Here is a 23988-nt window from a genome sequence, read left to right as displayed (position 1 = left end):
CCCCCACAGTCCGGACATCCCGGCGCGTTCACAGCGTGGTCCTCGGGCGCACCGCGTTCGCCCGGTCCACCAGGACGAACCGGGTCCACATGTCCTCGGCGTCGCGCGCCAGTGTCCGCAAGCATCGTTCCAACCCCGTCCGCACTCCCTGCTCGGTGAATTCCACGTCCAACAGCTTGCCTGGTGCCTGTGGCCGCTGCCCCGACCGGAGCCAGGTCAGCGCCGCTTCCAGCACATACATCCGCACCCGCGCGGCGCGTTTGCGCGAGTCCAGCCGCAGGTCGGTGACCCGCTGCCCGGCCTCGCGCAGCAGCGCCTCGTCCAACTCCCCCGGATCGCGGTCGGCCAGCAGCGTTTCCACGGCCGCCACCCGCGCCTCGGTGAACATCGCGGAGGATCGCTCCACCTGGTCGAGCACCGTCACCGCGCCGGGGCGGTCGCCCAGTGCGCGGCGCAGTCGGGCCGCGCCGAACGCCGCCGCGAGGTAGGTGTGGTCGGTGCGCCAGACCAGATCGTAGAGCGACAGCGCGCGGCGCAGGCCCGCTTCGTCGATCGTGTCGGGCTCGCCCGCGCGCGCGTCGAGTTCGAGGGCGGCGGCCAGCGCCAGTTTGGGGGCCGCCTCGCCGGGCAGGGCCGCGTACACGGACTCGAAATCCGCCACGGCGGCGGCGTGATCGCCGGTCAGCAGGGCGGCCTCGGCCCGGTACCAGACCGGGCGCCAGTCGAATTCCAGGTCGGGGCCCAGCGCGTCGAGGCGGGCCAGGGCGGCGGTCGCGTCGCCTGCCTCGAGTTCGGCGCGGACCAGGCGCAGCGGGATCTCGGTCGACTCGTCCGCGCCGGTGACCGCCGCGCGCGGACCGGCTGTGAGCGCCTGTTCGAGTTCGGCGGGGGTGGCGGCGTCGGTGGTGGCCAGCAGCGCGGCGCCGCTGTCGGCCGGGTCGACCAGCGGCGCGGGCAGTCCGGTGACCAGGGCGGCGGGATCGGGGGTGGCGCTGTCGATGCCGAAGACCGCGCGGGCCGGGCCGAACGAGCCGGACACCCCCGGGCGCGGGACACCGTCGCCGGTGGCGAGGACCTCGCGCAGCACACCGGTGAGCTGGTCGGCCATCTCGCTCATGGAGGCGAAACGGTGCAGCGGGTCGGGGTCGGTGGCGCGCAGCAGGAACCGGTACAGCGAATCGTGGTCGGCCAGCAGCGGTTCGGCCTCGGGGGTCGGTAGCGGGCCGAGGCGGCCGTCGACGGAGGGCACCCGCAGCATGAGCACGGCCAGCGTGCGGCCCGCGGTGTAGACCTCGGTCGCCACGGTGGGACCGGTCTCGGCGATCTCGGGGGCCTGGTAGCCGAGAGTGCCGTAGATGGGGCTGGTGGTGTCGTCCATGGCGATGACGGCACCGAGGTCGATGAGCTCGAGACGTTCCTCGGTCTGCATGACGTTGTCGGGCTTGAAATCGCAGTAGGCCCAGCCGCGCGCGTGCAGATAGCCCAGCGCGGGCAGCATCTCGAGCACGTAGGCGATGGCCTGGGCGGGCGGGAGATACCGCTGGGTGGCCGCGCGGTGGGCACGCAGGATCTGCTTGAGCGAGGTGCCGCCGACGTAGGCCATGACGATGTAGCCCACCGGGTCGCCCGCGGTGTCGATGTGCTCGGTGAAGTTGTGGATCTTGACGATATTGGGGTGGTCGACCTCGGCGAGGAACCGTCGTTCGGCCAGCGCCGCGGCCAGCGCATCCGGATCACCGGTGTCGATGAGGCCCTTGAGCACCACCCAGCGCCGGTTGACCCGGTGATCGGTGGCCAGGTAGATCCAGCCGAGCCCGCCGTGGGCGAGGGCACCGGCCACCTCGTACTGGCCGCCGACCAGATCGCCCGCCCGCAGCCGGGGCACGAACGAGTAGCGGGTGCCGCAGTGCGGGCAGAACCCGGCGGTGCGCCCGGCGACGCCGTCGTGGCCGCGCCCGACCGGCTTGTCGCACTTGCCGCAGTAGCGATCCGATTCGGGCACTTGGGGATCGGTGAGCACGGCCGAGGCGGGGTCGACGCGCGGCACCGGCGGGACCTCGACGAGTCCGGCGCCGAGCCTGCCGCGGGCGGCCGAGCGGGCCGAGCCGCTGCGGGTGCGGACCGAGCGGCTGGAGGTGCGGCCGCGTTCGCTGATGGTGGGTGCGGAGGGACTGTAGACAGCACCGGTCGGGGCGGTGCCGGTCGCGGTCGGGGCGGTGCCGCAGACCTCGCAGTAGCCGTCGGCGATCGTTCCGCCGCAGTCGGGTTCGGCGCAGGTGCCGGGCGCGCGAGGCGGCGGCGCGGGGGCACCGGCACGGGGCTGGGCGGTGGTGCGCGAGCGGACGGGAGTCGCGGCGGCCGGTGCCGCGCTCACGACGGGCGCGGTGCCGCAGACGGCGCAGTACCCGTCCTCGACGGTGCCGTCACACCCGGGTTCAGTACATGTCATGCTCTCCGCCCCGCTTTCTCCCCGATGATCGAACGATAGTCGGCGACCGCGCGGGTGACCGCGGCGAGATCGCACGGACGCCGTCCGAGCAGCCCGGCCGCGATCCGGTCGGCGGCGAGCACATCGCGATCCTCGCTCAGACCCAGCCGGTCCGCCTTGGCGCGATAGGCGGTGAGCCTACCGCGCAGTTCGGCGCGTCGGTCGAGCAGTCCGTCAGCCAATTCGGCTCGCCGCGTGGCGGTTTCGCGCGCGTCGTGGACGCGGGCGCGCAGCGCGAGCAGGTGTTCGACGGTCGGGCGGGTGGGCGCGGTGCCGAGGGTGTCGAGTTCGGCGGACAGGCGGGTCACCGGTTCGCCGCCAGCCGGGAGTTCGGCGGTGGCGATCTTGTGCTCGGCCTGCCGCGCGGCCTCGGAGGCGCGGTGCTGCAGCGCGTCGAGGGCGGACAGTTCGGCGCGCAGGGCGGCGACCGCGGCGGGGAGGTCGGCCGCGACGGCGAGATGGTCGGCGTGGCGGGCGGTTTCGGTGTCGACGAGGGCGGTGAGCGCGGCCAAGGCGGCATCGATCTCGCCCGGCGCGAAGCCGAGCGGGTCGGTGCCCGCGCGGCGCAGCAGTGCCGCGAGCGGTTCGGCGGCGGCATCGAGGGCACTGTGGGCCTGCTCGACCCGCTGTTGCAGTGGGGCCACCGCGCCGAGCACCCGCCGGTCGACCGATTCGACCTCCTCGGCGAACGGGACGACGAAGGCGAAGGCGGCGCGCATGCGGTCCAGACAGTCCGCGATCCCGACGGTGACCACGGTTTCGCTCGGGCCGGTGAGACCGCGCTGGCCCAGCGGGATCGGGACACGGTCGATCTCGTGGGGGCGCCCGCGCAGCAGCATCGTCAGCCGGGCCCTGGCACGGTCGTCGAGGCGGGCCCGGCCCGCGCGGACGGTCTCGGCTTCGGTGAGGATGGCCCGCACCCGGCCCAGGTCCTCCCACAGCGCGCCCAGCGCCTGTTCCACCGGCGCCCAGCGGCGCGCGGTCTCCCCGACGGGCGGGTAGCGGCGCACCAGCACCAGCCCGGGATGACGGTCCAGTTCCAGCAGGGTGCTGGTCACCGTCGCCAGTTCGGCGGCGCGGGCGGACAGTTCACGATCGATCTCGGCGGTGCCGAGAATCGGCGAGGTCATCCGACGTACCGCGGCGCCGGTGGCCCGGGCGACGGGCCGAGGGAGGCCAGATGCTGCTGGTAGATGCGCTGCCAGGTGCCGTCGGCGCGGGCGCGGTCGAGCACCCCGTTGACGAAGCGCACCAGATCGTCGTCGCCCTTGGGCACGCCGACCGCGTAGGCGCCGGTACCGATCGACTCCCCCACGATGGCCAGATTGTGGTCCTGGGCCACCAGTCCGGCCACGATCGGCTCGTCGCCGCTGATCGCGTCGACGGTGCCCTGCTGCAACGCGACCAGGCAGTCGGTCCAGTTGGTCACCCCGAGCACCGACGGCGGCTTCGCCAGCGCGAACAGCGGGGCGGCCGCGGTGGTGCCCTTGGCCACGCACACCCGCTTGTTCGCCAGCGCCGCCGCCGAGCCGATGCCGGAGCCGCGCGGGGCCACGATCCGCTGCGCGGCCACGTAATAGGCGCTGGAGAAGCCGACCTCGCGGCGACGCTCGCAGGTGGCCGAGAAGGTGCGCACGATCATGTCGAGCTTCTGCTCCTGCAGCAGCGGGATGCGCTCGGCGGCGGTCACGGAACGGAATTCGATCTTGTCGGGGTCGCCGAACAGGTCGCGCGCGATCTCCCTGGCCAGGTCGATGTCGAAGCCCTCGAGCCGCCCGGTGGACGGATTGCGGAAGCCGAACATGTAGGTGTTCTGGTCGACGCCGACCCGCAACCGCCCGTTGGCCACGATGGCGGCCATGGTCGAGCCCGCGGGCATCGCGCCGGGGCGGGGTTGCGCGCCCGGCGCGAGAGTGCCTTCGGCGTCGCAGATTCCGCCGCCCTGTTCCACCGGCGCGCTGGTGATCTCCTCGGCGCCGGGCAGCGGGGGCGCGACCGCGGTGGCGGCGATGGTGGACGGGGCGGGCGCGTCACCGCAGCCCGTGGCGAACACGGCGACGACGGCGAGACCCGCCGCCAGCAGGGGACGTCGGATCCTCACAGGAACTCCTTGATCCGGGGCCACAGGCCGGTGATCACCGCGCCCGCCGCCGCCAGCAGCAGGGCCAGGGTGCCGAAGGGGCTCAGCGTCAACAGGGTTCCCGCGTCGTCGACACCATCACGCAGATCGGCGCGGGCCCGGGCGAGCGCGCCGCGCAGTTCCTCGTCGAGGTGGGCGAAGCTGGTGGCCGAGCTGTCGGGGGCGGTGCCGATCGCCTGGGCGACCGCGCCCGCGTAGTCGGCCTTCTCGTAGGCGGTGCGCTGGGCGTTGTGGCCCGCGGTCCAATTCGTCAGGGCGCGCACCGCGGCCGAGTCGCCCGCGCCCGCGTCGGTGAGGCGCTGGGACAGCTCGGCGGTGTGGGTCTGGAACGACTTCTCCGGTGCGGTGATGTCGCCGCGGGTGATGAGGGCGAGGGTCTCGTCGGTGCGGGCCTGCTGGGCGAGGATGCGCGCACCGGCCAGGTGTTCCAGCCGCGCGCCCGCGCCGTCGTCACCGGTGTCGAGCACCTGCGCGGCCGCGACGGTCGCGCCCGCGGTCCACAGCAGGGCCAGCAGGGTGGCCGCCGCGGCCAGCGCGATTCCGGCGTTGACGAGGCGATTGGTGCGGCGCAGCAACAGCATCGAGCCCACCGCGCAGGCCACCAGGACCAGCAGCAACAGCAGCACGCCGGTCAAGGGCAGCGCGCCGACGCGGTCCTGGTCGGCGCGGACCGCGGCGAAGCGGGCCTCGTTGAGCTGTTCGGCCTGCGGCAACAGGGAGGTCTGCATGAGATCGGAGGCCTGACGCAGATAGGCCGAGCCGACCGGGAAGCCCTGGCGGTTGTTGGCGCGGGCGGTCTCCACCAGACCGGTGTAGGTGGGCAGGTCGGCGGCGATGCGGGCGACGATGGCCCGGCTGCGGGCGTCGGTGGCCCCGGCGGTCGCCTCGGCCAGCGCGGCGGCGGCGTCGGCCAGTGCCTGCTCGTAGGTGTCGCGGACCTGCGGGGATTCGATGCCGCCGGACAGGAACGCGGTGGCCGCGCCCGCGTCGGCGGCCGAGAGGGAGACATAGAGGCTCTGCGCGGCGAAGGCCAGCGGTTCGGTGCGGTCCAGCACCTGCTCGGTGCGCTCGATCTTGGCGTCGAGCTGGCCGCCGACGGTCGATCCGGCGAGCAGACAGGTGATCGTGGTGACCACGAGCACCCCGCCGATGACACCCGGTGTCGTCGCGGCGAAGCGCCGTATCCACTCCCAGACTCCCACACCGTCCTCCTTCATCTCCCCGGGCGGTGTCCCTCGCCCGCGATACTACGGGAGACGCTGAAAGTTCGCCCACGGGAACGCAACCCACCCCGACACCGACGACGGGGCCCGGCACACGGTGGTGTGCCGGGCCCCGTCGGGGGTGGTCCGGGTCAGGCGCGAGCGACCTTCTCGCCGGGTTCGACGGCGGTGCCGACCTTGCTGAACCGCAGGACACCGTCGTCGACGGGGGCCTTGTGCATCAGCGTGCGGTCCCGGTAGTAGTTGTTGACCAGCTTCCACGCGCCCCGCGCGCCCTGGCGCGGCATCGCGGCGTTGCCGCGCTGGATGTAGCCGGAGGTCAGCGCGCCACCCATGAGCGACTCGTCGGCGATGTCCTCGGGGTTGGCGTGCACCTCGAAGGTGGTGTAGCCGCGGTCGCGCATGATGTTGAGCACCCGGCACAGGTACGCGGCGGCGAGGTCGGCCTTGAGCGTCCAGGAGGCGTTGGTGTAGCCGATGATCATCAGGAAGTTCGGGATGTCGGAGTACAGCACGCTCTTGTAGGCGACCGTCTCGTTGAACTTCACCGGCTGCTCGTCGATGCTCATGGTGATGCCGCCGAGCATCTGCACGTTCAGGCCGGTCGCGGTGACGATGATGTCGGCCTCGAGCTCCTGACCGGACTTGGTCCGGATGCCCTTCTCGGTGAAGGTCTCGATGTGGTCGGTGACGATGTCGGCCTTGCCGCTCTTGAGCACCTTGAACAGGTCACCGTTGGGCACCACGCACAGGCGCTGGTCCCACGGGTTGTAGCTGGGGGTGAAGTGGCGCAGGTCCACGTTCTTGCCGACCTGCAGGCGCACCTGGGCCAGCATGAGCTTCTTGGCCAGCTCGGGGTTGGTGCGCGAGAGCTGGAAGCTGGCGCGCTGCAGCGCGATGTTGCGGGCGCGACCGATCTTGTAGGCGATGTGGTCGGGCACGCGCGACTTCTTCAGACCGATGGCGACCGGGTCGTCCGAGGGCAGCGCCTGGATCCAGGTGGGCGAGCGCTGCAGCATGGTGACGTGGGCGGCCTTGTCGGCCATCGACGGGATCAGCGTGATGGCGGTGGCGCCGGAGCCGATGACCACGACCTTCTTGCCGGTGTAGTCCAGGTCCTCGGGCCAGTGCTGCGGGTGCACGATCTGGCCCTGGAAGTCGTCCTGACCGGGGAAGGTGGGCTGGTAGCCCTCGTCGTAGTTGTAGTAGCCGCTGGCGCCGACGAGCACATTGGCGGTCCAGGTCTCGGTCTCGCCGGTCTCCTCGATGACGGCGGTGACGGTCCACTGGGCCGCGGCGCGGTCGAAGTCGGCGGTGACGACCTTGCGACCGAAGCTGATGTGGTCGGTGACGCCGTATTCCTCGGCAGTGTCCTCCACGTACTGGCGGATGCTGGCGCCGTCGGCGAGCACCTTGGTGCCGATCCACGGACGGAAACCGAAGCCGAAGGTCAGCATGTCCGAGTCGGAGCGGATGCCGGGGTACTTGAACAGGTCCCAGGTACCACCGATGTTCGCGCGGCGCTCCAGGATCGCGTAGCTGCGTCCGGTCTGCTCGCGGGTGAGGTGACAAGCCGTGCCGATTCCGGACAGGCCAGCGCCGATGATCAGTACGTCGACATGCCGCGTCATTGAGGAAACTCGTTTCATAGGGTCGTCGCCGCCCGGGCACCGTCGCCCGAGCCTGCTTCGAGGTTACGTGTTTCGCATAGTTACGTCTAGTTCCGTGGCCTGTTCGGGCGCTGACCGGTATTTCCGCGCAGGGTGAGCACAATCGGTGACGGGACCGATTCGGGCGGTCAGCATCGACGGCATGACCCAACAGCGACTGTCGTTCCACTGGTTCCTGCCCACCTACGGCGACTCGCGCGGGCTGATGGCGGGCGGACACGGCAGTTTCATGTCCGGTGACCGGCCCGCGACGCTGCGCTATCTCAATCAGCTCACCGGTGCCGCCGAGGACAACGGCTTCGAGGGCGTGCTCACCCCCACCGGCGCCTGGTGTGAGGACGCCTGGCTGACCACCGCGATGCTGGTCCAGACCAGCGAGACGCTGAAGTTCCTGGTCGCCTTACGCCCCGGCCTGACCAGCCCCACCCTGGCCGCCCAGATGGCCGCGACCTTCCAGCGCCACTCCGCCGGGCGACTGCTGCTCAATGTGGTCACCGGCGGTGAACAGCGCGAACAGGAGGCCTACGGCGACTTCCTGGACAAGACCCAGCGGTACGCGCGGACCGGCGAGTTCCTGCACATCGTGCGCTCGCTGTGGGAGTCCACCGAGCCGTTCAGCTTCAGCGGCGAGTACCTGCAGGTGAAGGACGCCGTGCTGGGCGCGCGTCCGGACCCGATTCCGCCGGTGTTCTTCGGTGGGTCGTCGGGCCCGGCGGGGCCGATCGCCGCGAAGTACGCCGATACGTATCTGACCTGGGGTGAGCCGGTCGACGCGGTGGCGAAGAAGCTGGACTGGATCCGCGGGCTGGCGGCGCTGGAGAGCCGCACCATCGATTTCGGGCTGCGCATCCACGTGATCAGCCGCGATACCGCCGCCGAGGCGTGGGCCGAGGCCGACAAGTTGCTGTCCGGGATCGCGCCCGGCGAGATCGAGCGGGTGCAGGCCAACCTCGCCAAGAGCGATTCGGAGGGCCAGCGCCGGATGGCGCGCCTGCACAACGGCCGCACCGACAGCCTCGAGATCTCCCCGAACCTGTGGGCCGGGGTCGGCCTGGTGCGCGGCGGCGCGGGCACGGCGCTGGTCGGCTCGCACGCCGAGGTGGCCGAGCGGCTGCTCGAGTACGCCGCCATCGGCATCGACCAGTTCGTGCTGTCGGGCTATCCGCACCTGGAGGAGGCGTACTGGTTCGGCGAGGGCGTGCTGCCGATCCTGGAGCGCAAGGGGGTGTGGCGGCATCCGTCGCGGCCGGTCGCGGTGCCGTCGGTGGCACCGTTCACGGCGGCCGCCAGTAGCTGATCGTGACCGGAACAGGGCGTCGATCTCGCGGAGATGGCGTCCTGTTCCGGTGTGCGCCGGGTGAATCGGCAGACGGTGCGGAGGTGCACTGCGCGCAAACAAGCGGACCATTCTTGCGCGCAACGGTTTTCGGCACCCACGGAAATCGCCCTGACCTGGCACGATGCGAAGTCGGCAGGCGATGCCACGCGCTTCGCCTCTCCCCCATCGGTTTTCGGCAGCGGGTGCAGCGGGGGTTCCACGTGAATCAGTGACGCGCGGGAATCGTACTCCCGCCCTGACATCATGCGGGTGTCCCGCACCGGATTCCGGCGCGTGGTCGGTCCGGCCGGAGGCGCGTGCGCCGGGGTCCGGCGCCAGGCGCGTCCCACGCGTCCGCTCCACCGTGCGCCGCGTCGGCCGCCGTCGCTAGGCTCACCGGGTGACTCTCACCGTCGGCTTCGATCTGGACATGACGCTCATCGACTCGCGTCCCGGGGTGGCCGTGGCGATCGACACCCTGGCCCGCGAGTTCGACCTGCCGATGGTCGGCGCGCACTTCGCCGAGCACCTCGGTCCGCCGCTGGCGACCCTGCTCGGCGACGCCGGAGCCCCCGACGACCTGATCCCGCACCTGGTCACCCGCTACCGTGAGCTCTACCCCGCCGTGATCGACCGCATCCCCGCCCTGCCCGGCGCGGCCGAGGCGCTCGACGCCGTGCGCGCGGGTGGCGGCCGAACGCTGGTGGTCACCGGCAAGTTCGAGCCGCACGCGCGCCTGCACGTCGAGCATCTGGGCTGGGCGGTCGACCATCTCGCCGGTGACCTGTGGTCCACCGGTAAGGCCGACGTACTCACCGCGCAGTCCGCCCACGTCTTCGTCGGTGACCACGCGGGCGACATGCGGGGCGCCAAGGCCGCCGGGGTGCTGGCCGTGGGCGTGACGACCGGCCCCTACGACGCCGACGGATTGCGCACTGCGGGCGCCGATGTCGTCCTCGACGACCTCACCGGCTTCCCCGAGTGGCTGTCCGGGCACGCGGCGAGCATCGGCTGAACCGGCCGCACACAACAGCTTTCCGAGCCGGACCGGAACCCCGTGGGCGCGTTGCCCGTTGACCGGTCATGCCGACGGACCCCTACTGGAACCACAACACCCACTACCATCCCTGGATCCTCGATCAGGTACCCGGCCACGCCCGCACGGCACTCGACATCGGCTGCGGTGACGGCCTGCTCGCGCGCAAGCTCGCCACCCGCTGCGACGCGGTCCTCGGCGTCGACCTCGACGGTCAGGCGCTCGCCGCCGCTCCGTCCGCGCCGAACGTGCACTATGAGAAGGCCGACTTCCGCGATGTGGACGACACCTTCGACGTGGTCACCGCGGTGGCGACCCTGCACCACGTCCCCCTGTCCGAGGGCATGGCCGCCCTGCGCGCGCTGGTGGCGCCCGGCGGCGTGCTCGCCGTCGTCGGACTGTGGAAGATGCGTCCCCTCACCGATATCGGCTATCTCCCCCTGCTGCCCGCGATCTGGGCCACCGATCGCCGCCACCGCGCCGAGGCGGGCGGCCCCGAGGTGACCATCCGCGACGGCGAGGACACCCTCGCCGATATCCGCGAGGCCGCCGCCACCCACCTCCCCGACGCCCAACTGCGCCGCCGCCTGCTGTGGCGCTACACCCTGCTCTGGCGAAACCCGGCGCAGTGACCCGCCGGGTGGTCGACTACGGGGTCACTGCGCGTAGGCGCTCACCAGACCGCCATCGATGACGATGTCCTGGCCAGTGATGTAGGAAGCTTCCGCGGAACCGAGAAAGGCGACGAGGTCGGCGATCTCGTCGGGACGGCCGAAACGCCCCGCGACGACCCGGCCCGCCGCCGCGGTGGCGAAGTCCGGAGTCATGGCGGCGGTGGACATGGGGGTGTCGATGTAGCCGGGGCTGATGGAGTTCACCCGGATGCCGCGCGGGCCGAGTTCGGCGGCGAGGGTGCGGGCGAGGTTGTGGACGGCGGCCTTGGTAGCGGCGTAGAGGGTGAGGGCGCCGTCGGCGCGGTGCAGGGTCCAGGAGGCGTTGAGGACGATCGCGGCACCGTCGGTGAGCAGCGGGAGGGTCGACTGGACGGTGAAGAAGACGCCCTTGAAATTGACCGCGACGGTCCGGTCGAAATCGGCCTCGGTGATCTCCGGGAACGGCGCGAAGGTCCCGATCCCGGCATTGGCGAAGACCAAGTCGAGCCTGCCGAAACGATCGGCGATCGTGGCGGTCATGGAGTCGAGGGCGGTGCGGTCGGCGGTGTCGGCGACCAGTCCGAGGGCGCGGGGGCCGAGGTCGGTGGCGGCGGCGGTGACACGGTCCTGATCGCGTCCGGTGACGACGACCGTCGCGCCCTCGGACAGCAGACGGCGGGCGGTGGCGAGTCCCATGCCGCTGGTGCCGCCGGTGACGAGGGCGATCTTGTCGGTGTAGCGGGTCATGCGTGTTCTCCGGTGAGGTGGTCGGCCAGGGCGGGGAGCCAGGCGGGGTGGTTGTTGCCGATGAGGTGGTCGCCGCCGGGTACGCGCAGGTAGCGGCCCTGGGCGGCGTGCCGGGCGAGGGGTTCGCCGTCGGTGACGCCGGGAATCCGGTCCTCGTCCCCGTCGACCACGAGCAGCGGACACGGCACCCGGGCCGTGCCGAGGTCGACGGTGCCCGCGAAAGTCCGCGCGGCCGTGGGTGATCCGGCGCGGCGGGCCAGCAGGGCACGCACCGGGTCGGGCAGGGCCGCCCAGTCCAGGTGGGTCGGACCGCTGACGGTGGCGGCCACGGTGATCCGGGGATCGCGCAGGGCGGCGGCCGCGACGTAGTAGCCGCCCAGGCTCAGCCCGACGATGCCCACCCGGTCGACGCCGAGTGCGTCGATGGCCGCGCCGATGACCGACGGATAGTCCATCGACAGCGTCGAATTCGCGATCCGCGCGCCCTGTCCTGGCCCGTCCAGGGCGAAGACCGCGGCGCCGCGGCGGACGAGCGCGTCGGCGAGCGGGTGGAACTCGTCCTTGCTCGAATCCAGCCCGGGCACCACGAGCACGGTCGTGGTGCCGCCGGGATTGCGCAGCAGGCCGGTGAACTCACGCCCGGTGATCCGCCGGGAATCCGGTTCCAGTAGCGCGAAGCCTTTCTCGGCCGCGGCATCGGCGGCCGCGGCGTGGGCATGCTGGTGGTCGTCGGGGAGCAGGGCGGCCAGGTGCGACCAGCGCGCGGCCGTCAGCAGGTTTTCACCGCGTGTCACCGTCGAGCCCGCGGGCGCCTCGCGGTACCGCGTGGCGACCGCCCCGCACAGCGGTGCCCAGTCCGCCTCCGTCCGCAGGTCGGCGAAGGCCCGTCGGTACTCGTGCGGGTCGATCCCGGCACCGAGGGCCCGGCTCGCCATGGCCTCGATCAGCGCGGCGCTCATCGGACCGCGCCCGTCGTCAGCACGGCCTTGCCGCGGACCCGCCGCTCGCGCAGGTCGACGAGCACCTGCGCCGTCTCCGTCCAGTCGGCGACCCGGCCGATCTCCGGGTGCAGCCTGCCGTCGGTGACGAGCCGGACCAGCGTGGCCAGGTCACGGTCGTAGGGTGCGCCCGCGTAGTGGAAGTGGCGGATCGTCGCGTTCTCCGGGCCGTCGAAGAAGCCGAAGAAGTCCAGCGTCGACGGTGTGCGACCGGCCTGCCCGAACCAGACGAGGGTGCCGCCGGGGCGCAGGTGCGCCAGGCAGGCCGCCAGGGCGGGACCGCCGGTGGACTCGAGCACCGTGTCGAACGGGCCGGTGGCCTGGGCGAGGTCGTGGATCACCGTCGCGCCCAGGGCCGCGAGCCGCTCCCCGCGCTCGGGCGTCGCGGTGACGACGGTGAGGTCGACACCCGCGGCCACGGCCAGTTCGGTCAGGTAGTGCCCGACCCCACCGGACGCCCCGGTCAGCAGCAGCCGCTCCCCCGGCGCGGGCCGCGCCGTCCGCAGCAGCCGCAGCGCGGTGATCCCGGCCAGTGGCAGCGCGGCCGCGCGCACCGCGTCGAGCTCGTCGGGCAGGGTCGCCAGCGAATGTGTCGGCACCGCCGCGTATTCCGCCCAGCCGCCCAGCGGCGGATGTCCCACCACGCGGGTGCCGATCGGCGGGCCCGACCCGTCGGCGGCCGCCTGGACGACCAGCCCGGCGATGTCCTTGCCCGGCAACAGGTCGGGGCGGGGGTGTTCCAGCAGGAAGGTCTCCCCGCGATTCGGGGCGAAGGCCTGCACCCGGATCAGCGCCTCGTCCGGGCGGGGATCGGGTTGGGCGGTCTCGGCGAAGGTGACCGGGCGGGCCGGATCGCCGGTCGGGATCAATCGGTGCATGCTCCGAGCACACCGCGCGGGTGCCGTGCCCGGCCAACAACCACCCGGCCGCAATGACAACCGTCGGTTGTCATCGGTGCTCAGCTAGGGTGATCGGGTGGATCTCGACCTGCCCACCGTCCGGGCCTTCGTGCTCGCGGCCGAGCAACGGCACTTCGGGCGGGCGGCCGAGGCGCTGGGCATCACCCAGCAGGCCGTGTCGAAACGGGTGGCGCGCCTCGAGGCCGACCTCGGTGTCCGGCTACTCGCCCGGGATCACCACGGCGCGCGGCTCACCGAGGACGGCGCCCGCTTCCTGCCCGCGGCGCGCGAGGCCCTCGCCGCCGCCGACCGGGCCGTGTCGATCCTGCGCGCCGAACGGCGGCCGCTGCGCCTGGACGTGTGGGGTCACCTGTACGCGCCGCTGCGCACCCTCGCCCCGCTCGCGGACGACCCGGACGCGCCCGCCCTGCGTCCCGGGCACGGCCGCGACCTGCCCGAGGTCGCCGCCGCGCTGGCCCGTGGCGACATCGACGCCGGGTTCGGCCGCGTCCACCCGCCGCTCCCCGCCGGACTGACCCACCGGCTGATCCGCCTGGAACCCGTCGACGTCCTGCTGGGCCCCGACCACCCGCTCGCCACCGCGACCGCGCTGCGGCCCGACCAGCTGCGCGACAGCGTCCTGCACACCCCCGCCACCCTCGACCGCCTGGACTTCCTGGCCCGTTTCGCCGAGCGGTTCGGCATCACCGAACACCGCACCGCGCCCAATCTCGGTGCGGCGCCGCTGCTGTCGGGTCTGGTATCCGACCCGCGCGGGGTCCTCGTGCACCCCGCCGACGCCGGATTCCCCGAGGTGCCCGGTGTGCGCGCGGTGCCGCTGATCGAGCCGACGCCGCTCTACGCGTGGTCGCTGCTGTGGCGGTCCGGGTCCGAACCACCCGCGCTGGCCGGGTTGCTCGCCGCCTTGGTCCGGCTCGCGGGCGCCCGCCGCTGGCTCGAATACGACCCCGCCCGCGACTGGCTGCCGTCCGAACACCTGCCCTGACATCCGGTATGTCCGGTTCCCCGGGACCGGGTGATAGAGTCCCGGCGGGATTTCGACGGGGAGGGTTTCTCATCAGTACAACGCCGACTGCCGTGCGGCACAGCGGGATCGGGGTGGCGCGGTGAACCGGACGCGCTGGATCGTGGCGGGGATTCTGGCGACGGTCGCGGTGATCGTCACGGCCTCGGTGGTGGTGCTGGTCACCGGGTCCGAGGACCCGCGCGAGTTCGTGGCCGAGAAGTACCAGCGGGCGCGCACACTCGACCAGGCCAACGACGGCATCGCCTTCACCACCACCGGGACACCGGCGGCCGTGGCCGCCGCCATCGCGAAGGCCACCGACCCGCGCGACCGGCGCAACACCGGTGACCACCACTATCTGCGCTTCGCGCACGACCTGATCGCGGTGACCCCGCACGCCGGTGGCTCGCTGATTCTGGTCGACAGCCTCGCCAACGGCATCCGCAGGCACCACACCCACGTCAACAGCTACAGCTGGACCAGCGGTTCGGCCGCGGGCGACTACCGCGGTGGCGGTAGCGATTCCGGCGGCAAGTAGAAGGAGAACACTCATGCTCGCCGACCTGGCGGCGGACGCGGGCGCCGCGCTCGCCTATTCCGCGGTGGGAATCGTGTTGATGGCCGTGGGTTTCGGTCTGGTCGACCTGCTCACCCCCGGTGACCTGCGCGCCCAGATCTGGCTCGAACGCAATCGCAACGCCGCGATCCTGCTGGCCTCCAACCTGTTCGGCGTCGGCATCATCGTCGCCGCCGCCATCTGGACCTCCGAGGGCCGGATCGCGCAGGCGCTGCTGGCCAGCGCCCTCTACGGCGTGATCGGCCTGGCCGCGATGGCGGTGGCGTTCGTCCTGCTCGACGCGCTCACCCCGGGTGACTTCCGGGCCGTGGTCGCCGATCCGGAACCGCATCCGGCGGTGTGGGTGACGGCCTCGGCGCACGTCGCGGTCGCGCTGGTGGTGGCCGCGGGCCTGACCTGATGCCCCGGCATCGCCTGGCCAGGGCGGCACTGCTGGCGACGGTGTTCGTCTGCGCCGCCTGCGGTCTGGTGTACGAGCTGTCGCTGGTGACGCTGGGCAGCTACCTGATCGGCGACACCGCCGCGCAGGCCTCGATCACGCTGAGCGTGATGGTGTGCGCGATGGGTGTCGGCGCGCTGGCGGCGAAACCGTTGCGCCGCTGCGCCGCCGCCGCGTTCGTCGCGGTGGAGTTGGCGTTGGCGGTGATCGGCGGGCTCTCGGTCGCCGCGCTCTACGCCAGTTTCGCCTGGCTCAATGTCTACACCGCCACCCTGATCCTGGCGGCGGCGGTGATCGGCATGCTGGTCGGCGCCGAGATCCCGCTGCTCATGGAGCTGTTGCAGCAGATCCGCAAGCAGGAGGCCAGCAGTGCCGTGGCGGATCTGTTCGCCGCGGACTACGTCGGCGCGCTGCTGGGCGGGCTGGCCTTCCCGTTCCTGCTGCTGCCGGTGTTCGGCCAGATCCGCGGCAGCCTGGTGGTCGGTGTGGTGAACGCGATCGCGGGCCTGGCGTTGGCGTTCGTGTTCTTCCGCGACCGGATGAGCCGCCCCGCGCGGCACGGTCTGGTCGCCGCCACCCTGGTGGTCGCGAGCGGCCTCACCGGCGCCTACCTCTACGCCGACCGGTTCGAGGCGACCGCGCAGCAGGCGCTGTTCGCGCATCCGATCGTCTGGCAGGCCCGCACGCCGTATCAGCAGATCGTGCTCACCGAGTCGTTCTCTCCCTTCGGCACCACCGACACCCGGCTGTTCCTCAACGGCGGCCTGCAGTTCTCCTCGGTGGACGAGTACCGCTATCACGAGGCCCTGGTGCATCCTGTGCTCGCGGGGAACCGCCGTTCGGTGCTGGTGCTCGGTGGCGGGGACGGGCTCGCCCTGCGCGAGATCCTGCGCTACCCCGAGATCGAAGCGGTGACGCTGGTCGAGCTCGACCCGGCGATGATCGACCTCGCCCGCACCGACACCCGGCTGACCTCGCTCAACGAGCGCTCCTTCGACGATCCCCGGGTACGGGTGGTCACCGCCGACGCGTTCTCCTGGTTGCGCGGCACGCCAGGGCTTTTCGACGCCGTGATCGTCGACCTGCCCGACCCGGACCAGACCTCCGTCGCCAAGCTGTACTCCCAGGAGTTCTACGCGATGGCCGCGCACGTGCTCGCGCCCGGCGGGCGGATGGTGGTGCAGTCCGGCTCACCCTTCTTCGCGCCACGCTCGTTCTGGACCATCGACGCCACCGTGCGCGCGGCGGGATTGCGCACCACCCCCTATCACATCGACGTGCCCAGCTTCGGCGACTGGGGATTCGTGCTCGCCGCCACCGACACCCCGGTACCCGACCTGCGCACCCCCGGCCCGCTGCGTTCCCTCGACGACAGCACCCTGGCCGCGGCCACCGTTTTCGCCCCCGACCGGCGCGCCGTCGACCCCGAGGTCTCGACCCTCGTGCGCCCGGTGATCCTGGATCTGCAACGCCAGGAATGGCGCTGACGCCGGTCAGCGGGCCGCCGCGGCCGTCTTTCCGGCGGCGCGTGCACCGGGAGCCGTGACGATCCCGAACGCGATCAGGCTGTCGGCGGTGTCGCGGACGGTCTGCTCGATCGGGCGCATCGTCCAGCCCAGTTCGCGGCGGGCCTTGTCGGCGCTGACGCATTCGGTGCGGCCCAGGGTGGGCAGCGTCAGCCGGACGCTCTTGTCGAACAGCGCGACCACGCGGATCAGCACATCGGGCAGCACCCTGGTCGGCACCCGGAAACCCTGCTCGGCGTAGTCGCGGGCCAGCAACTTCGCGAGGTCTCCCATCCACAGCGGCTCACCCGCGCAGATGTAGCGATTGCCCTCGGCGGCGGGCACTTCCATCGCCAGGCGCTGCGCCACCGCCAGATCGCGGACGTCGACGGGGCTCCAGCCGGTACGTACCGATCCCGGCACCGCCCGCGCCAACAACCGCTGCACCGGCACGTGCGAGGTGCTGGTCCTGGCCTCGAGCAACGGGCCCAGGATCATGCCCGGGTTGAGCACCACCAGTTGCGGTGCCCCACGGTGTGATTCGACGAAGTCCCAGGCCGCGCGTTCGGCCAGGGTCTTGCTCTTCTGATACGCGGCCGCCCGGTCCAGGACCGTCCAGTCCCGCTCGGTGCGGACGGCGTCGACCTCGTGACCGTAGGCGACGGCGGCCACCGACGAGGTGAGCACCACCCGGCGCACCCCCGCCTGGGCCGCGGCGCGCAGCACCCGCACGGTGCCCTCGACCGCCGGTTCGATCAGGTCGCGTTCGTGGGCGGGCGGTGCGGACGGGAACGGCGAGGCGACGTGGAAGACGGTGTCGCAGCCGATCACCGCCTCGACCCAGCCCGCGTCGTCGTCGAGCGAGGCGGCGGCGAAATCCAGCTCGCCGCCGGTACGCCGGGCGAGCTCGGTGAGGTGGGCGCGGCTGGCGTGCGCGGCGAGATCGCGCACGGTCCCCCGCACGGCGTAGCCGTGCTCGAGCAGTTCGGCGATGACGTGCCCGGCGACGAAACCCGTCGCGCCGGTGACGAGTACCCGTGTGGTCATGGTGTTCACCCTTCGTGGAAACCGTCGATCTGAGCGGTGCTCAAATAATCTAAGCACCGCATAGATTTCCTGTCCAGTGCCGGTTCCGTCCGGGCTCTCGCCTACGCTCGCAGCGTGAAGCGCACCAAGTACCACCACGGCGACCTGCGGGCCACGCTGATGGACGCCTGCCTGCGCCTGATCGAGACCGAGGGGCTGGCGGCGGTGAGTCTGCGCCGGGTGGCCAGGGAGGCCGGGGTCAGCAGCGGCGCGCCCTATCACCACTTCGCCGACCGTGCCGCGCTGCTCTCGGCGCTGTCGGTCGACGGTTTCCAGCAGCTGGCCGCCGACCTCGCCGCGGCCAAGGCGCGGTCCACCTCACCGCTCGACGCGCTGACGGCACTGGCCGACGGGTACGTCCGTTTCTCCCGCGAACACCCCGCCCAGTTCCGGCTGATGTTCCGGCCCGAACTCTCCCAGCCGGAGAAACACCCCGACGCGCACGCCGCCGGGGACGCGGCCTTCGAGATCCTGGCCGACACCGTCACCGAGGGCGTGGCCGCGGGCGTGCTGCCCGCCGACCGCGCCGAAACCCTCGCCATCACCTGGTGGGGGCTCGCGCACGGCTTGGCCTCGCTGTGGCTCGACGGCCACCTGGACAACCGCAGCGCCCAGCTCGGCGCCCGCACCCCCGACCTGGTCGAGGCGATCATGCGGGGGTTCACCGCCCTGGTCGCGGCACCGCCCACCCAGTCCTGACGCGCCGCCGTCATTCCCGTCATCCGGCCTGGTCGCTCCCCTAGAGTGGGTAGCACTGCTCCGCCGATGCGTTTTCGACTCGACCAGGAGGCCGGAATGACTGGCACCGCGAAACTCGACCCGGTGGTCGAGGCGTTCGTCGACGCGCTCAACACGCAGGACACCGACCGGTTCTACGGTGTGCTGACCGAGGACGCGACCATGTCCGACGACGGGGTCGAACGCAATCTGGCACAGTGGACCGAAGCCGAGATCTTCAGCGCCAACGGGCATCTCGTCGTCGAATCGGTCGACGACGACGGCCTGGCGCTGACCGCCGACTACACCAACAGCCGGTGGGGATCGATGCGTACCACCTGGCGGTTCGTCCTACGGGACGGGCTGATCAGCCGATTCGAAACCGGGCAGGCGTGACCGACGAACACCTTCTGATTCCGCGTTACGGCGAGGGCTCCCTCGCCGATCTCCTCCCCTCGGTGCTGGCCTGCCTCGGCGCGCCCGGCGAGACCGACCGGGTCGGGCTCGACCTCGATGTCGACCGGGTGTGCGTACTGCTCGTCGACGGCCTGGGCGCGAGGGCACTGGCCGCCGAAGCCGCCGCCGCGCCGTTCCTGTCGAGCCTGCCCGAAGCCACCCTGACCACCGGCTTCCCGAGCACCACCGCCACCAGCCTGACCACACTCGGCGCCGGTGTCCCACCCGGCGAGCACGGCGTGGTCGGCTACCAGGTGCGGCTGCCCGGCGAGGAACGACTGTTCAACATGCTGCGCTGGCAGCTCGTGGGCGATGGGCCGAAGGTCGACGCGATGACCGCGTTCCCGCCGGAACGAATCCAGCCGTGTCCCACCGTCTTCGAGCGCGCGAGCGCGGCGGGCATCGCCGCGGTCCAGGTGGCGCCCGGGTACCAGGAAGGCTCGGGGCTGACCAAGGCGGGCTGGCGCGGTGGCGGTTTCCGGGCCGCGTTCTCGGTGGGCGATCTGGTCGACGGGGTCGCCCAGGCCCTCACCTCCGCGCCCAAGACGCTGGTCTACACCTATCACGCGGATCTGGACAGCACCGGCCACGCCCGCGGTCCGGCCTCGCGGGCCTGGCGCTTCGAGCTGGCCAATGTCGACCGCATCGCCGCCGAGCTCGCGGCCGTGCTCCCGCCGCGCTCGGCGCTGATCGTCACCGCCGACCACGGGATGGTCGAACTCGTCGACCGCATCGACTTCGCCACCCACCCGCACCTGTCCGACGACGTCGTCGCCCTGGGCGGTGAACCCCGCGCCCGGCACGTCTACACCGAACCGGGCGCGCTGGACCGGGTGCTCGACACCTGGCGCGGCGTGCTCGGCGACCGGTTCGTCGTGCGCACCCGCGCCGAGGCGATCGACGCGGGCTGGTTCGGGCCGATCGTCAGCGCGGACGCGGCCGCCCGGATCGGCGACCTGGTCGTCCTGTCCACCGGCGACGCGGGCGTCATCCGTTCGGCCACCGAGCCGATCCAGACGCTCATGATCGGTCACCACGGCTCGCTGACCCCCGAGGAAGTACTGGTTCCGCTGCGAATCCACCGCACCTGAGACCCGCCACTTAGGCTGTAGCCGACTCGGTGCGCACGAGCGCACGGCGGACCCCTCAGGAGGAACCATGCACGCCAACACCCGAACCGGGGCCGTCGCGGTGGGCGTGGCGGTGCTGGCCGCCCTGACCGGCGGGTGCGCCGAGGTGGAGCGCGTGCTCAACCAGGGCGGCGAGACCAGTTGCCGCGACTACGTCAACCAGGACGCCGACACCAAGCGGATCACCATCACCAAGGCCATCAAGGAACGCAACGGCACCGACAACGAACCGGCGGGCACGATCGTCGACTCGATGATCGTGCAGGTCGACCTGCTGTGCGCGGGTCAGCGCAATGTCGACACCCCGATCAAGAACGCCGACATCGCCGGGCTGTTCCTCAACAAGTAGGCCGCTGTCGAGGCGCCGCGACACCGCCGCCAGCGGGTACCGGACGACCTCCCGCAAACGGCGTGCGTGGCAGTGACGCACCTGATAAACAGGAAGCGCCACACCGGTTCTCGCCGCGGGACCGGTGCGTCACCGACGAGCAGGGAGTGAACGTGGGCGCACACGACGACCCGATCGCGGGACCGTCCCGGCCCGACCGGCTCTCGGATTACCGTGGCGCCCTGGAGAAGCAGTGGAACCGGCTCGCGGCGCCCTCGCGGCCGATGCGGCTGCCCCGCGACACCGGCCCGGTGCGCACCGAGGTCGCCCAGTCCTGGCAGCGCTCCCTGCACACCGTCGACCCCGGCCAGACCGTCGCTCCCGGCTTCAACGACATCAGCGACCGCTGGTCGGAGTCGCCGCTGCGCAGGCCGGTCACCGAGCTGGCGGGCCAATTGCGCGGCATGGCCGAGGAATCCGGCTATCTCGCGGTGGTCAGCGACGAATCGGGCACCATCCTGTGGACCGCGGGTGACCGCATGCTGCGCCGCCAGGGCGAGAAGGTGAACTTCGCGCCGGGCGGGGTGTGGGACGAGAGCCACATGGGCACCAACGGCCTGTCGCTGGCGCTGCACGACGACAAGGCCGTCACCGTGTTCTCCGCCGAACACCTCGTCGCCGCCCTGCACGGCTGGGTCTGCTATTCCGCGCCCATCCACGGACCCGACGGTCGGCAGGTGGGCGTGCTGGATCTGTCGTCTACCTGGGAGCGCTCGCATCCGATGGTGATGACCTCGGTGCGCGCCCTGGTCACCGCCGTGGAGACCATGCTGCGCGCCGAGGCGCCCGCGCCCGCGCCGGGCGTGCGACTCGAATGTCTCGGTGCCGCACGGCTGTTGCGCGACGGGCGTCCGGTTCCGTTGCCGCCACGTCAGCTCGAGATCCTGGCGCTGCTGGCCCTCGAGCCCGAGGGTTACACGCCCGAACAGCTACACGCGGCGGTGTACGGCGACCGCGGGGTGTCGCTCAACACCCTCAAAGCCGATGTCTCGCATCTGCGCCGGGCCACGCGCGGCGAGATCGCCAACCGGCGCTACATGCTCACCGGCGCGATCTCTTGCGACGCGGTCGATCTGCTCGCCGCCATCGAGGGCGGCGACCTCACCTCGGCGCTGTGGCTCTATCGCGGGCCGCTGCTGCCCGGCTCGGACCTGCCCGGCGTGGAGCAGTGGCGCGCACATCTCGACGTCGGCATCCGCAACGCGGTACTCACCAGCGATCGGCCCGAGCACGCGGTGGCCTTCGGTCAGCGCTGCCCCGGCGACATCGCCATCCACGAACACGCCCTGCGCCTGCTGCCGCGCGACGACGTGCGCCGGGCCGTCGTCACCGCCCGGCTCTACACCGCGCGCCAGTCCTGACCTGCGCGGATACCGTCACCAACCTCGTACCAACCTTCGCCGACCATAGTGTGAGCCACCACGCACAGGTCGCGAGGAGCGAGGCGCATGATCTACGGCAAGCCCGGATCGGACACCGGCATAGTCAGCTATGCCGCCCGATACGACAACTTCATCGGGGGCGAGTGGCTGTCCCCCGTCGAAGGCCGGTACTTCGACAACACCTCCCCGGTGGACGGGGAGATCTTCTGCGCCGTCGCCCGCTCCTCCGCCGCCGACATCGACCGTGCGGTCCAGGCCGCGCACCGGGCCAGCACGCAGTGGGCCGCCACCTCGGTCGCCGAACGGTCCGACATCCTGCTCACGATCGCCGACCGGCTCGAGAACAGCATCGAACCGCTGGCCGTGGCCGAGACCTGGGACAACGGCAAACCCGTCCGCGAGACACTCACCGTGGACCTGCCGTTGGCCGTCGACCAGTTCCGCGCCTACGCCGGGCTGCTGCGCGCCCAGGAGGGCGGGATCTCGCCGATCGACGCCGACACCGTCGCCTATCACTTCCCCGAACCGCTCGGCGTCGTCGGGCTGATTCTGCCGTGGACCTCGCCGCTGCTGCTGGCCGCCGGGAAACTGGCGCCCGCGCTGGCGGCGGGCAACTGCGTGGTCGTCAAACCGGCCGAGCAGACCCCCGCCTCGCTGCTGCTGATCGTGGAACTCGTCGCCGATCTGCTGCCGCCGGGCGTACTCAACGTGGTCAACGGCTTCGGCGCCGAGGCGGGCACCCCGCTGGCGCGTCATCCCGGGGTGGCCAAGATCGCCTTCACCGGTGACACGGCCACCGCGCGGTCGATCCTGCGTGAGGCCGGGGCGAACCTGGTCCCGGTGTCGCTCGAGCTCGAGGGCAAGAGCCCCAACATCTTCCTGCCCGACGTCATGGCCGCCGACGACGACTATCTCGACAAGGCCGTCGAAGGTTTCGTGATGTTCGCCCTGAACCAGGGCGAGGTGTGCACGTGCCCGTCACGCGCGCTGATCCACTCCTCGATCTACGACGAGTTCCTCGCCCGCTGCATCGCCCGCACCGAGGCCGTCGTGTCCGGTCATCCGCTCGACACCGAGACGATGATCGGCGCGCAGGCAGGCAATGATCAGTACGAGAAGATCCTGTCCTATCTGGACATCGGCAGAGCCGAAGGCGCCCGCGTGCTGACTGGAGGGGAAGCACGCAAGGTCGACGGACTGCCCGGTGGGTACTACATCGAACCCACCGTCTTCGAGGGTGAGAACACGATGCGGATCTTCCAGGAGGAGATCCTCGGACCGGTCGTCGCGGTGACCCGCTTCGACACGGCCGAGCAGGCGGTCCGCCTCGCCAACGACACCCACCACGGCCTCGGTGCGGGGGTATGGACCCGCGACATCACCACCGCCCACCGACTCGCCCAGGGCCTGGACGCGACCCAGATCTGGACGAACTGTTCGCACGCCCACCCGGCGCACGCCGCCGGACAGCACCACGCTCGCACCCTCGGCCACTACCAGCAGACCAAGAACCTGCTGGTGAGTTATTCGACGACGAAACTCGGGATGTTCTGATGCAGAACCGGATACACCGTGTGGAGATCACCGAACGCGCCCAGACCCTGCTCCGACGGCTCATCGAGGACAACGGTCCCGTGCTGTTCCGTCAGGCGGGTGAATGCCGCGACGACAATCTCACCCCGGTGTGCCTATCGGCCAAACAGTTCCGGATCGAGAAGGACGACGTGCTGCTCGGCCGCCTGAGCTGGCACACCGAATTCTGGATCAGCCCCGAGCAATACGAATGCTGGAAGGGCACCCACCTCACCGTGGACGCGGTGCGTGGCCAGGCGGGCGCCGAATCCCTCGAAGCCGGAGCGGGTATGCGATTCGTGCTGCGCGCCCGCAGACTCACCGACGCGGAGAACGCGGCGCTGGCCGCCGGACCGCCCCCACGCACGGGCGCCGACCGCACGCTGTAGCGGCGCCCCATCGACCTGACCTGGCGGGATCTTCCCGGTACCGCCAGGCCACGGCGAGCCCCCGCCGACTGGGCCATCGAGGCTCAGCCGGCGGGGCGCGCTCGCCGCTTCCCCGCATAGCAAAATCGTTCCGCCGCAATCCAAATCA

The 23988-nt window shown here is 71.6% G+C and carries 23 protein-coding genes; 14 read left to right on the top strand and 9 right to left on the bottom strand.

The window, feature by feature from the left end:
- Window positions 1-28: 28 nt before the first annotated feature.
- The 5 genes from QC180_RS27375 to QC180_RS27355 all read right to left on the bottom strand — a co-directional run bounded on the left by QC180_RS27375 (window position 29) and on the right by QC180_RS27355 (window position 7482).
- Window positions 29-2449 (bottom strand): serine/threonine-protein kinase, encoded by a 2421-nt coding sequence (locus QC180_RS27375; protein ID WP_278265721.1) that lies wholly within the window; start codon window positions 2447-2449, stop codon window positions 29-31.
- The gene (locus tag QC180_RS27370; protein ID WP_278265720.1) at window positions 2446-3618 is read right to left on the bottom strand and encodes a hypothetical protein; all 1173 of its coding nucleotides are present in this window, start codon (window positions 3616-3618) and stop codon (window positions 2446-2448) included. The genes QC180_RS27375 and QC180_RS27370 overlap by 4 nt, the downstream gene beginning before the upstream one ends.
- Complete coding sequence (locus QC180_RS27365) at window positions 3615-4589, bottom strand: glutamate ABC transporter substrate-binding protein (RefSeq protein WP_278265719.1); 975 nt, start codon at window positions 4587-4589, stop codon at window positions 3615-3617. The genes QC180_RS27370 and QC180_RS27365 overlap by 4 nt, the downstream gene beginning before the upstream one ends.
- A complete protein-coding gene (locus QC180_RS27360; RefSeq protein WP_278265718.1) occupies window positions 4586-5830 on the bottom strand; it encodes a hypothetical protein in 1245 nt (414 codons plus the stop codon). Before QC180_RS27360 ends, QC180_RS27365 begins: the two co-directional genes overlap by 4 nt.
- A gap of 152 nt (window positions 5831-5982) precedes the next feature.
- Window positions 5983-7482, bottom strand: a complete 1500-nt coding sequence (locus tag QC180_RS27355; protein WP_278265717.1) for a flavin-containing monooxygenase — start codon at window positions 7480-7482, stop codon at window positions 5983-5985.
- 181 nt (window positions 7483-7663) lie between these two features.
- On the opposite strand from QC180_RS27355, the gene QC180_RS27350 reads away from it, so the two are divergent.
- The 3 genes from QC180_RS27350 (at window position 7664) to QC180_RS27340 (ending at window position 10507) form a co-directional block, all read left to right on the top strand.
- On the top strand, window positions 7664-8818 hold the full coding sequence (locus QC180_RS27350; RefSeq protein ID WP_278265716.1) for an LLM class flavin-dependent oxidoreductase: 1155 nt from the start codon (window positions 7664-7666) through the stop codon (window positions 8816-8818).
- 421 nt (window positions 8819-9239) lie between these two features.
- On the top strand, window positions 9240-9854 hold the full coding sequence (locus QC180_RS27345) for an HAD family hydrolase (protein WP_278265715.1): 615 nt from the start codon (window positions 9240-9242) through the stop codon (window positions 9852-9854).
- A 68-nt stretch (window positions 9855-9922) separates the two neighbouring features.
- On the top strand, window positions 9923-10507 hold the full coding sequence (locus tag QC180_RS27340) for a class I SAM-dependent methyltransferase (RefSeq protein ID WP_278265714.1): 585 nt from the start codon (window positions 9923-9925) through the stop codon (window positions 10505-10507).
- 24 nt (window positions 10508-10531) lie between these two features.
- On the opposite strand, the gene QC180_RS27335 is transcribed toward QC180_RS27340, so the two are convergent.
- Genes QC180_RS27335 through QC180_RS27325 form a run of 3 tightly spaced genes read right to left on the bottom strand, consistent with a single transcriptional unit; the run spans window position 10532 to window position 13151 of the window.
- Window positions 10532-11275 (bottom strand): SDR family NAD(P)-dependent oxidoreductase, encoded by a 744-nt coding sequence (locus QC180_RS27335; protein WP_278265713.1) that lies wholly within the window; start codon window positions 11273-11275, stop codon window positions 10532-10534.
- Entirely contained in the window at window positions 11272-12234 is a 963-nt protein-coding gene (locus tag QC180_RS27330; RefSeq protein ID WP_278265712.1) for an alpha/beta hydrolase family protein, read from the bottom strand. The genes QC180_RS27335 and QC180_RS27330 overlap by 4 nt, the downstream gene beginning before the upstream one ends.
- The gene (locus QC180_RS27325; RefSeq protein ID WP_278265711.1) at window positions 12231-13151 is read right to left on the bottom strand and encodes a zinc-binding dehydrogenase; all 921 of its coding nucleotides are present in this window, start codon (window positions 13149-13151) and stop codon (window positions 12231-12233) included. Before QC180_RS27325 ends, QC180_RS27330 begins: the two co-directional genes overlap by 4 nt.
- A 97-nt stretch (window positions 13152-13248) precedes the next feature.
- On the opposite strand from QC180_RS27325, the gene QC180_RS27320 reads away from it, so the two are divergent.
- The 4 genes from QC180_RS27320 to QC180_RS27305 all read left to right on the top strand — a co-directional run bounded on the left by QC180_RS27320 (window position 13249) and on the right by QC180_RS27305 (window position 16702).
- A complete protein-coding gene (locus QC180_RS27320) occupies window positions 13249-14178 on the top strand; it encodes a LysR family transcriptional regulator (protein WP_278265710.1) in 930 nt (309 codons plus the stop codon).
- Window positions 14179-14299: 121 nt separating this feature from the next.
- Window positions 14300-14737 (top strand): DUF4247 domain-containing protein, encoded by a 438-nt coding sequence (locus QC180_RS27315; RefSeq protein ID WP_278265709.1) that lies wholly within the window; start codon window positions 14300-14302, stop codon window positions 14735-14737.
- A gap of 13 nt (window positions 14738-14750) precedes the next feature.
- On the top strand, window positions 14751-15176 hold the full coding sequence (locus QC180_RS27310) for a DUF350 domain-containing protein (RefSeq protein ID WP_278265708.1): 426 nt from the start codon (window positions 14751-14753) through the stop codon (window positions 15174-15176).
- A complete protein-coding gene (locus QC180_RS27305) occupies window positions 15176-16702 on the top strand; it encodes a polyamine aminopropyltransferase (RefSeq protein WP_278265707.1) in 1527 nt (508 codons plus the stop codon). Before QC180_RS27310 ends, QC180_RS27305 begins: the two co-directional genes overlap by 1 nt.
- 6 nt (window positions 16703-16708) lie before the next feature.
- Here the strand turns inward: QC180_RS27305 and QC180_RS27300 are convergent, their stop codons facing one another.
- On the bottom strand, window positions 16709-17767 hold the full coding sequence (locus tag QC180_RS27300; RefSeq protein ID WP_278265706.1) for an NAD-dependent epimerase/dehydratase family protein: 1059 nt from the start codon (window positions 17765-17767) through the stop codon (window positions 16709-16711).
- A 114-nt stretch (window positions 17768-17881) separates the two neighbouring features.
- Between QC180_RS27300 and QC180_RS27295 the strand changes: the two genes are divergently transcribed.
- The 7 genes from QC180_RS27295 to QC180_RS27265 all read left to right on the top strand — a co-directional run bounded on the left by QC180_RS27295 (window position 17882) and on the right by QC180_RS27265 (window position 23840).
- The gene (locus QC180_RS27295; RefSeq protein ID WP_278265705.1) at window positions 17882-18505 is read left to right on the top strand and encodes a TetR/AcrR family transcriptional regulator; all 624 of its coding nucleotides are present in this window, start codon (window positions 17882-17884) and stop codon (window positions 18503-18505) included.
- Window positions 18506-18601: 96 nt separating this feature from the next.
- Complete coding sequence (locus QC180_RS27290) at window positions 18602-18919, top strand: nuclear transport factor 2 family protein (RefSeq protein ID WP_278265704.1); 318 nt, start codon at window positions 18602-18604, stop codon at window positions 18917-18919.
- Window positions 18916-20070 (top strand): alkaline phosphatase family protein, encoded by a 1155-nt coding sequence (locus QC180_RS27285; RefSeq protein ID WP_278265703.1) that lies wholly within the window; start codon window positions 18916-18918, stop codon window positions 20068-20070. Before QC180_RS27290 ends, QC180_RS27285 begins: the two co-directional genes overlap by 4 nt.
- A gap of 67 nt (window positions 20071-20137) precedes the next feature.
- Entirely contained in the window at window positions 20138-20458 is a 321-nt protein-coding gene (locus QC180_RS27280) for a hypothetical protein (protein WP_278265702.1), read from the top strand.
- Window positions 20459-20610: 152 nt separating this feature from the next.
- Window positions 20611-21858: a transcriptional regulator gene (locus QC180_RS27275; protein WP_347567360.1), complete on the top strand. Its 1248-nt coding sequence runs from the start codon at window positions 20611-20613 to the stop codon at window positions 21856-21858.
- Between the two features lie 87 nt (window positions 21859-21945).
- Window positions 21946-23433, top strand: a complete 1488-nt coding sequence (locus QC180_RS27270; RefSeq protein WP_278265700.1) for an aldehyde dehydrogenase family protein — start codon at window positions 21946-21948, stop codon at window positions 23431-23433.
- Window positions 23433-23840 (top strand): DUF779 domain-containing protein, encoded by a 408-nt coding sequence (locus QC180_RS27265; RefSeq protein WP_278265699.1) that lies wholly within the window; start codon window positions 23433-23435, stop codon window positions 23838-23840. Before QC180_RS27270 ends, QC180_RS27265 begins: the two co-directional genes overlap by 1 nt.
- Window positions 23841-23988 lie beyond the last annotated feature (148 nt).

The sequence above is a fragment of the Nocardia anocheti genome, from assembly GCF_029675105.1.
Taxonomy (GTDB): Bacteria; Actinomycetota; Actinomycetes; order Mycobacteriales; family Mycobacteriaceae; genus Nocardia.
The sequence above is the reverse complement of the archived record's forward strand: the minus strand, read 5'-3'. Positions and strand labels throughout refer to the sequence as shown.

Bases quoted from the DNA above. Each gene is read 5' to 3' on its own strand.
- QC180_RS27330 (WP_278265712.1), bottom strand. From the start codon at position 12,234: ATGAGCGCCGCGCTGATCGAGGCCATGGCGAGCCGGGCCCTCGGTGCC.
- QC180_RS27280 (WP_278265702.1), top strand. From the start codon at position 20,138: ATGCACGCCAACACCCGAACCGGGGCCGTCGCGGTGGGCGTGGCGGTG.
- QC180_RS27305 (WP_278265707.1), top strand. From the start codon at position 15,176: ATGCCCCGGCATCGCCTGGCCAGGGCGGCACTGCTGGCGACGGTGTTC.
- QC180_RS27350 (WP_278265716.1), top strand. From the start codon at position 7,664: ATGACCCAACAGCGACTGTCGTTCCACTGGTTCCTGCCCACCTACGGC.
- QC180_RS27265 (WP_278265699.1), top strand. From the start codon at position 23,433: ATGCAGAACCGGATACACCGTGTGGAGATCACCGAACGCGCCCAGACC.
- QC180_RS27355 (WP_278265717.1), bottom strand. From the start codon at position 7,482: ATGACGCGGCATGTCGACGTACTGATCATCGGCGCTGGCCTGTCCGGA.
- QC180_RS27310 (WP_278265708.1), top strand. From the start codon at position 14,751: ATGCTCGCCGACCTGGCGGCGGACGCGGGCGCCGCGCTCGCCTATTCC.
- QC180_RS27335 (WP_278265713.1), bottom strand. From the start codon at position 11,275: ATGACCCGCTACACCGACAAGATCGCCCTCGTCACCGGCGGCACCAGC.
- QC180_RS27290 (WP_278265704.1), top strand. From the start codon at position 18,602: ATGACTGGCACCGCGAAACTCGACCCGGTGGTCGAGGCGTTCGTCGAC.
- QC180_RS27375 (WP_278265721.1), bottom strand. From the start codon at position 2,449: ATGACATGTACTGAACCCGGGTGTGACGGCACCGTCGAGGACGGGTAC.
- QC180_RS27300 (WP_278265706.1), bottom strand. From the start codon at position 17,767: ATGACCACACGGGTACTCGTCACCGGCGCGACGGGTTTCGTCGCCGGG.
- QC180_RS27325 (WP_278265711.1), bottom strand. From the start codon at position 13,151: ATGCACCGATTGATCCCGACCGGCGATCCGGCCCGCCCGGTCACCTTC.
- QC180_RS27270 (WP_278265700.1), top strand. From the start codon at position 21,946: ATGATCTACGGCAAGCCCGGATCGGACACCGGCATAGTCAGCTATGCC.
- QC180_RS27370 (WP_278265720.1), bottom strand. From the start codon at position 3,618: ATGACCTCGCCGATTCTCGGCACCGCCGAGATCGATCGTGAACTGTCC.
- QC180_RS27340 (WP_278265714.1), top strand. From the start codon at position 9,923: ATGCCGACGGACCCCTACTGGAACCACAACACCCACTACCATCCCTGG.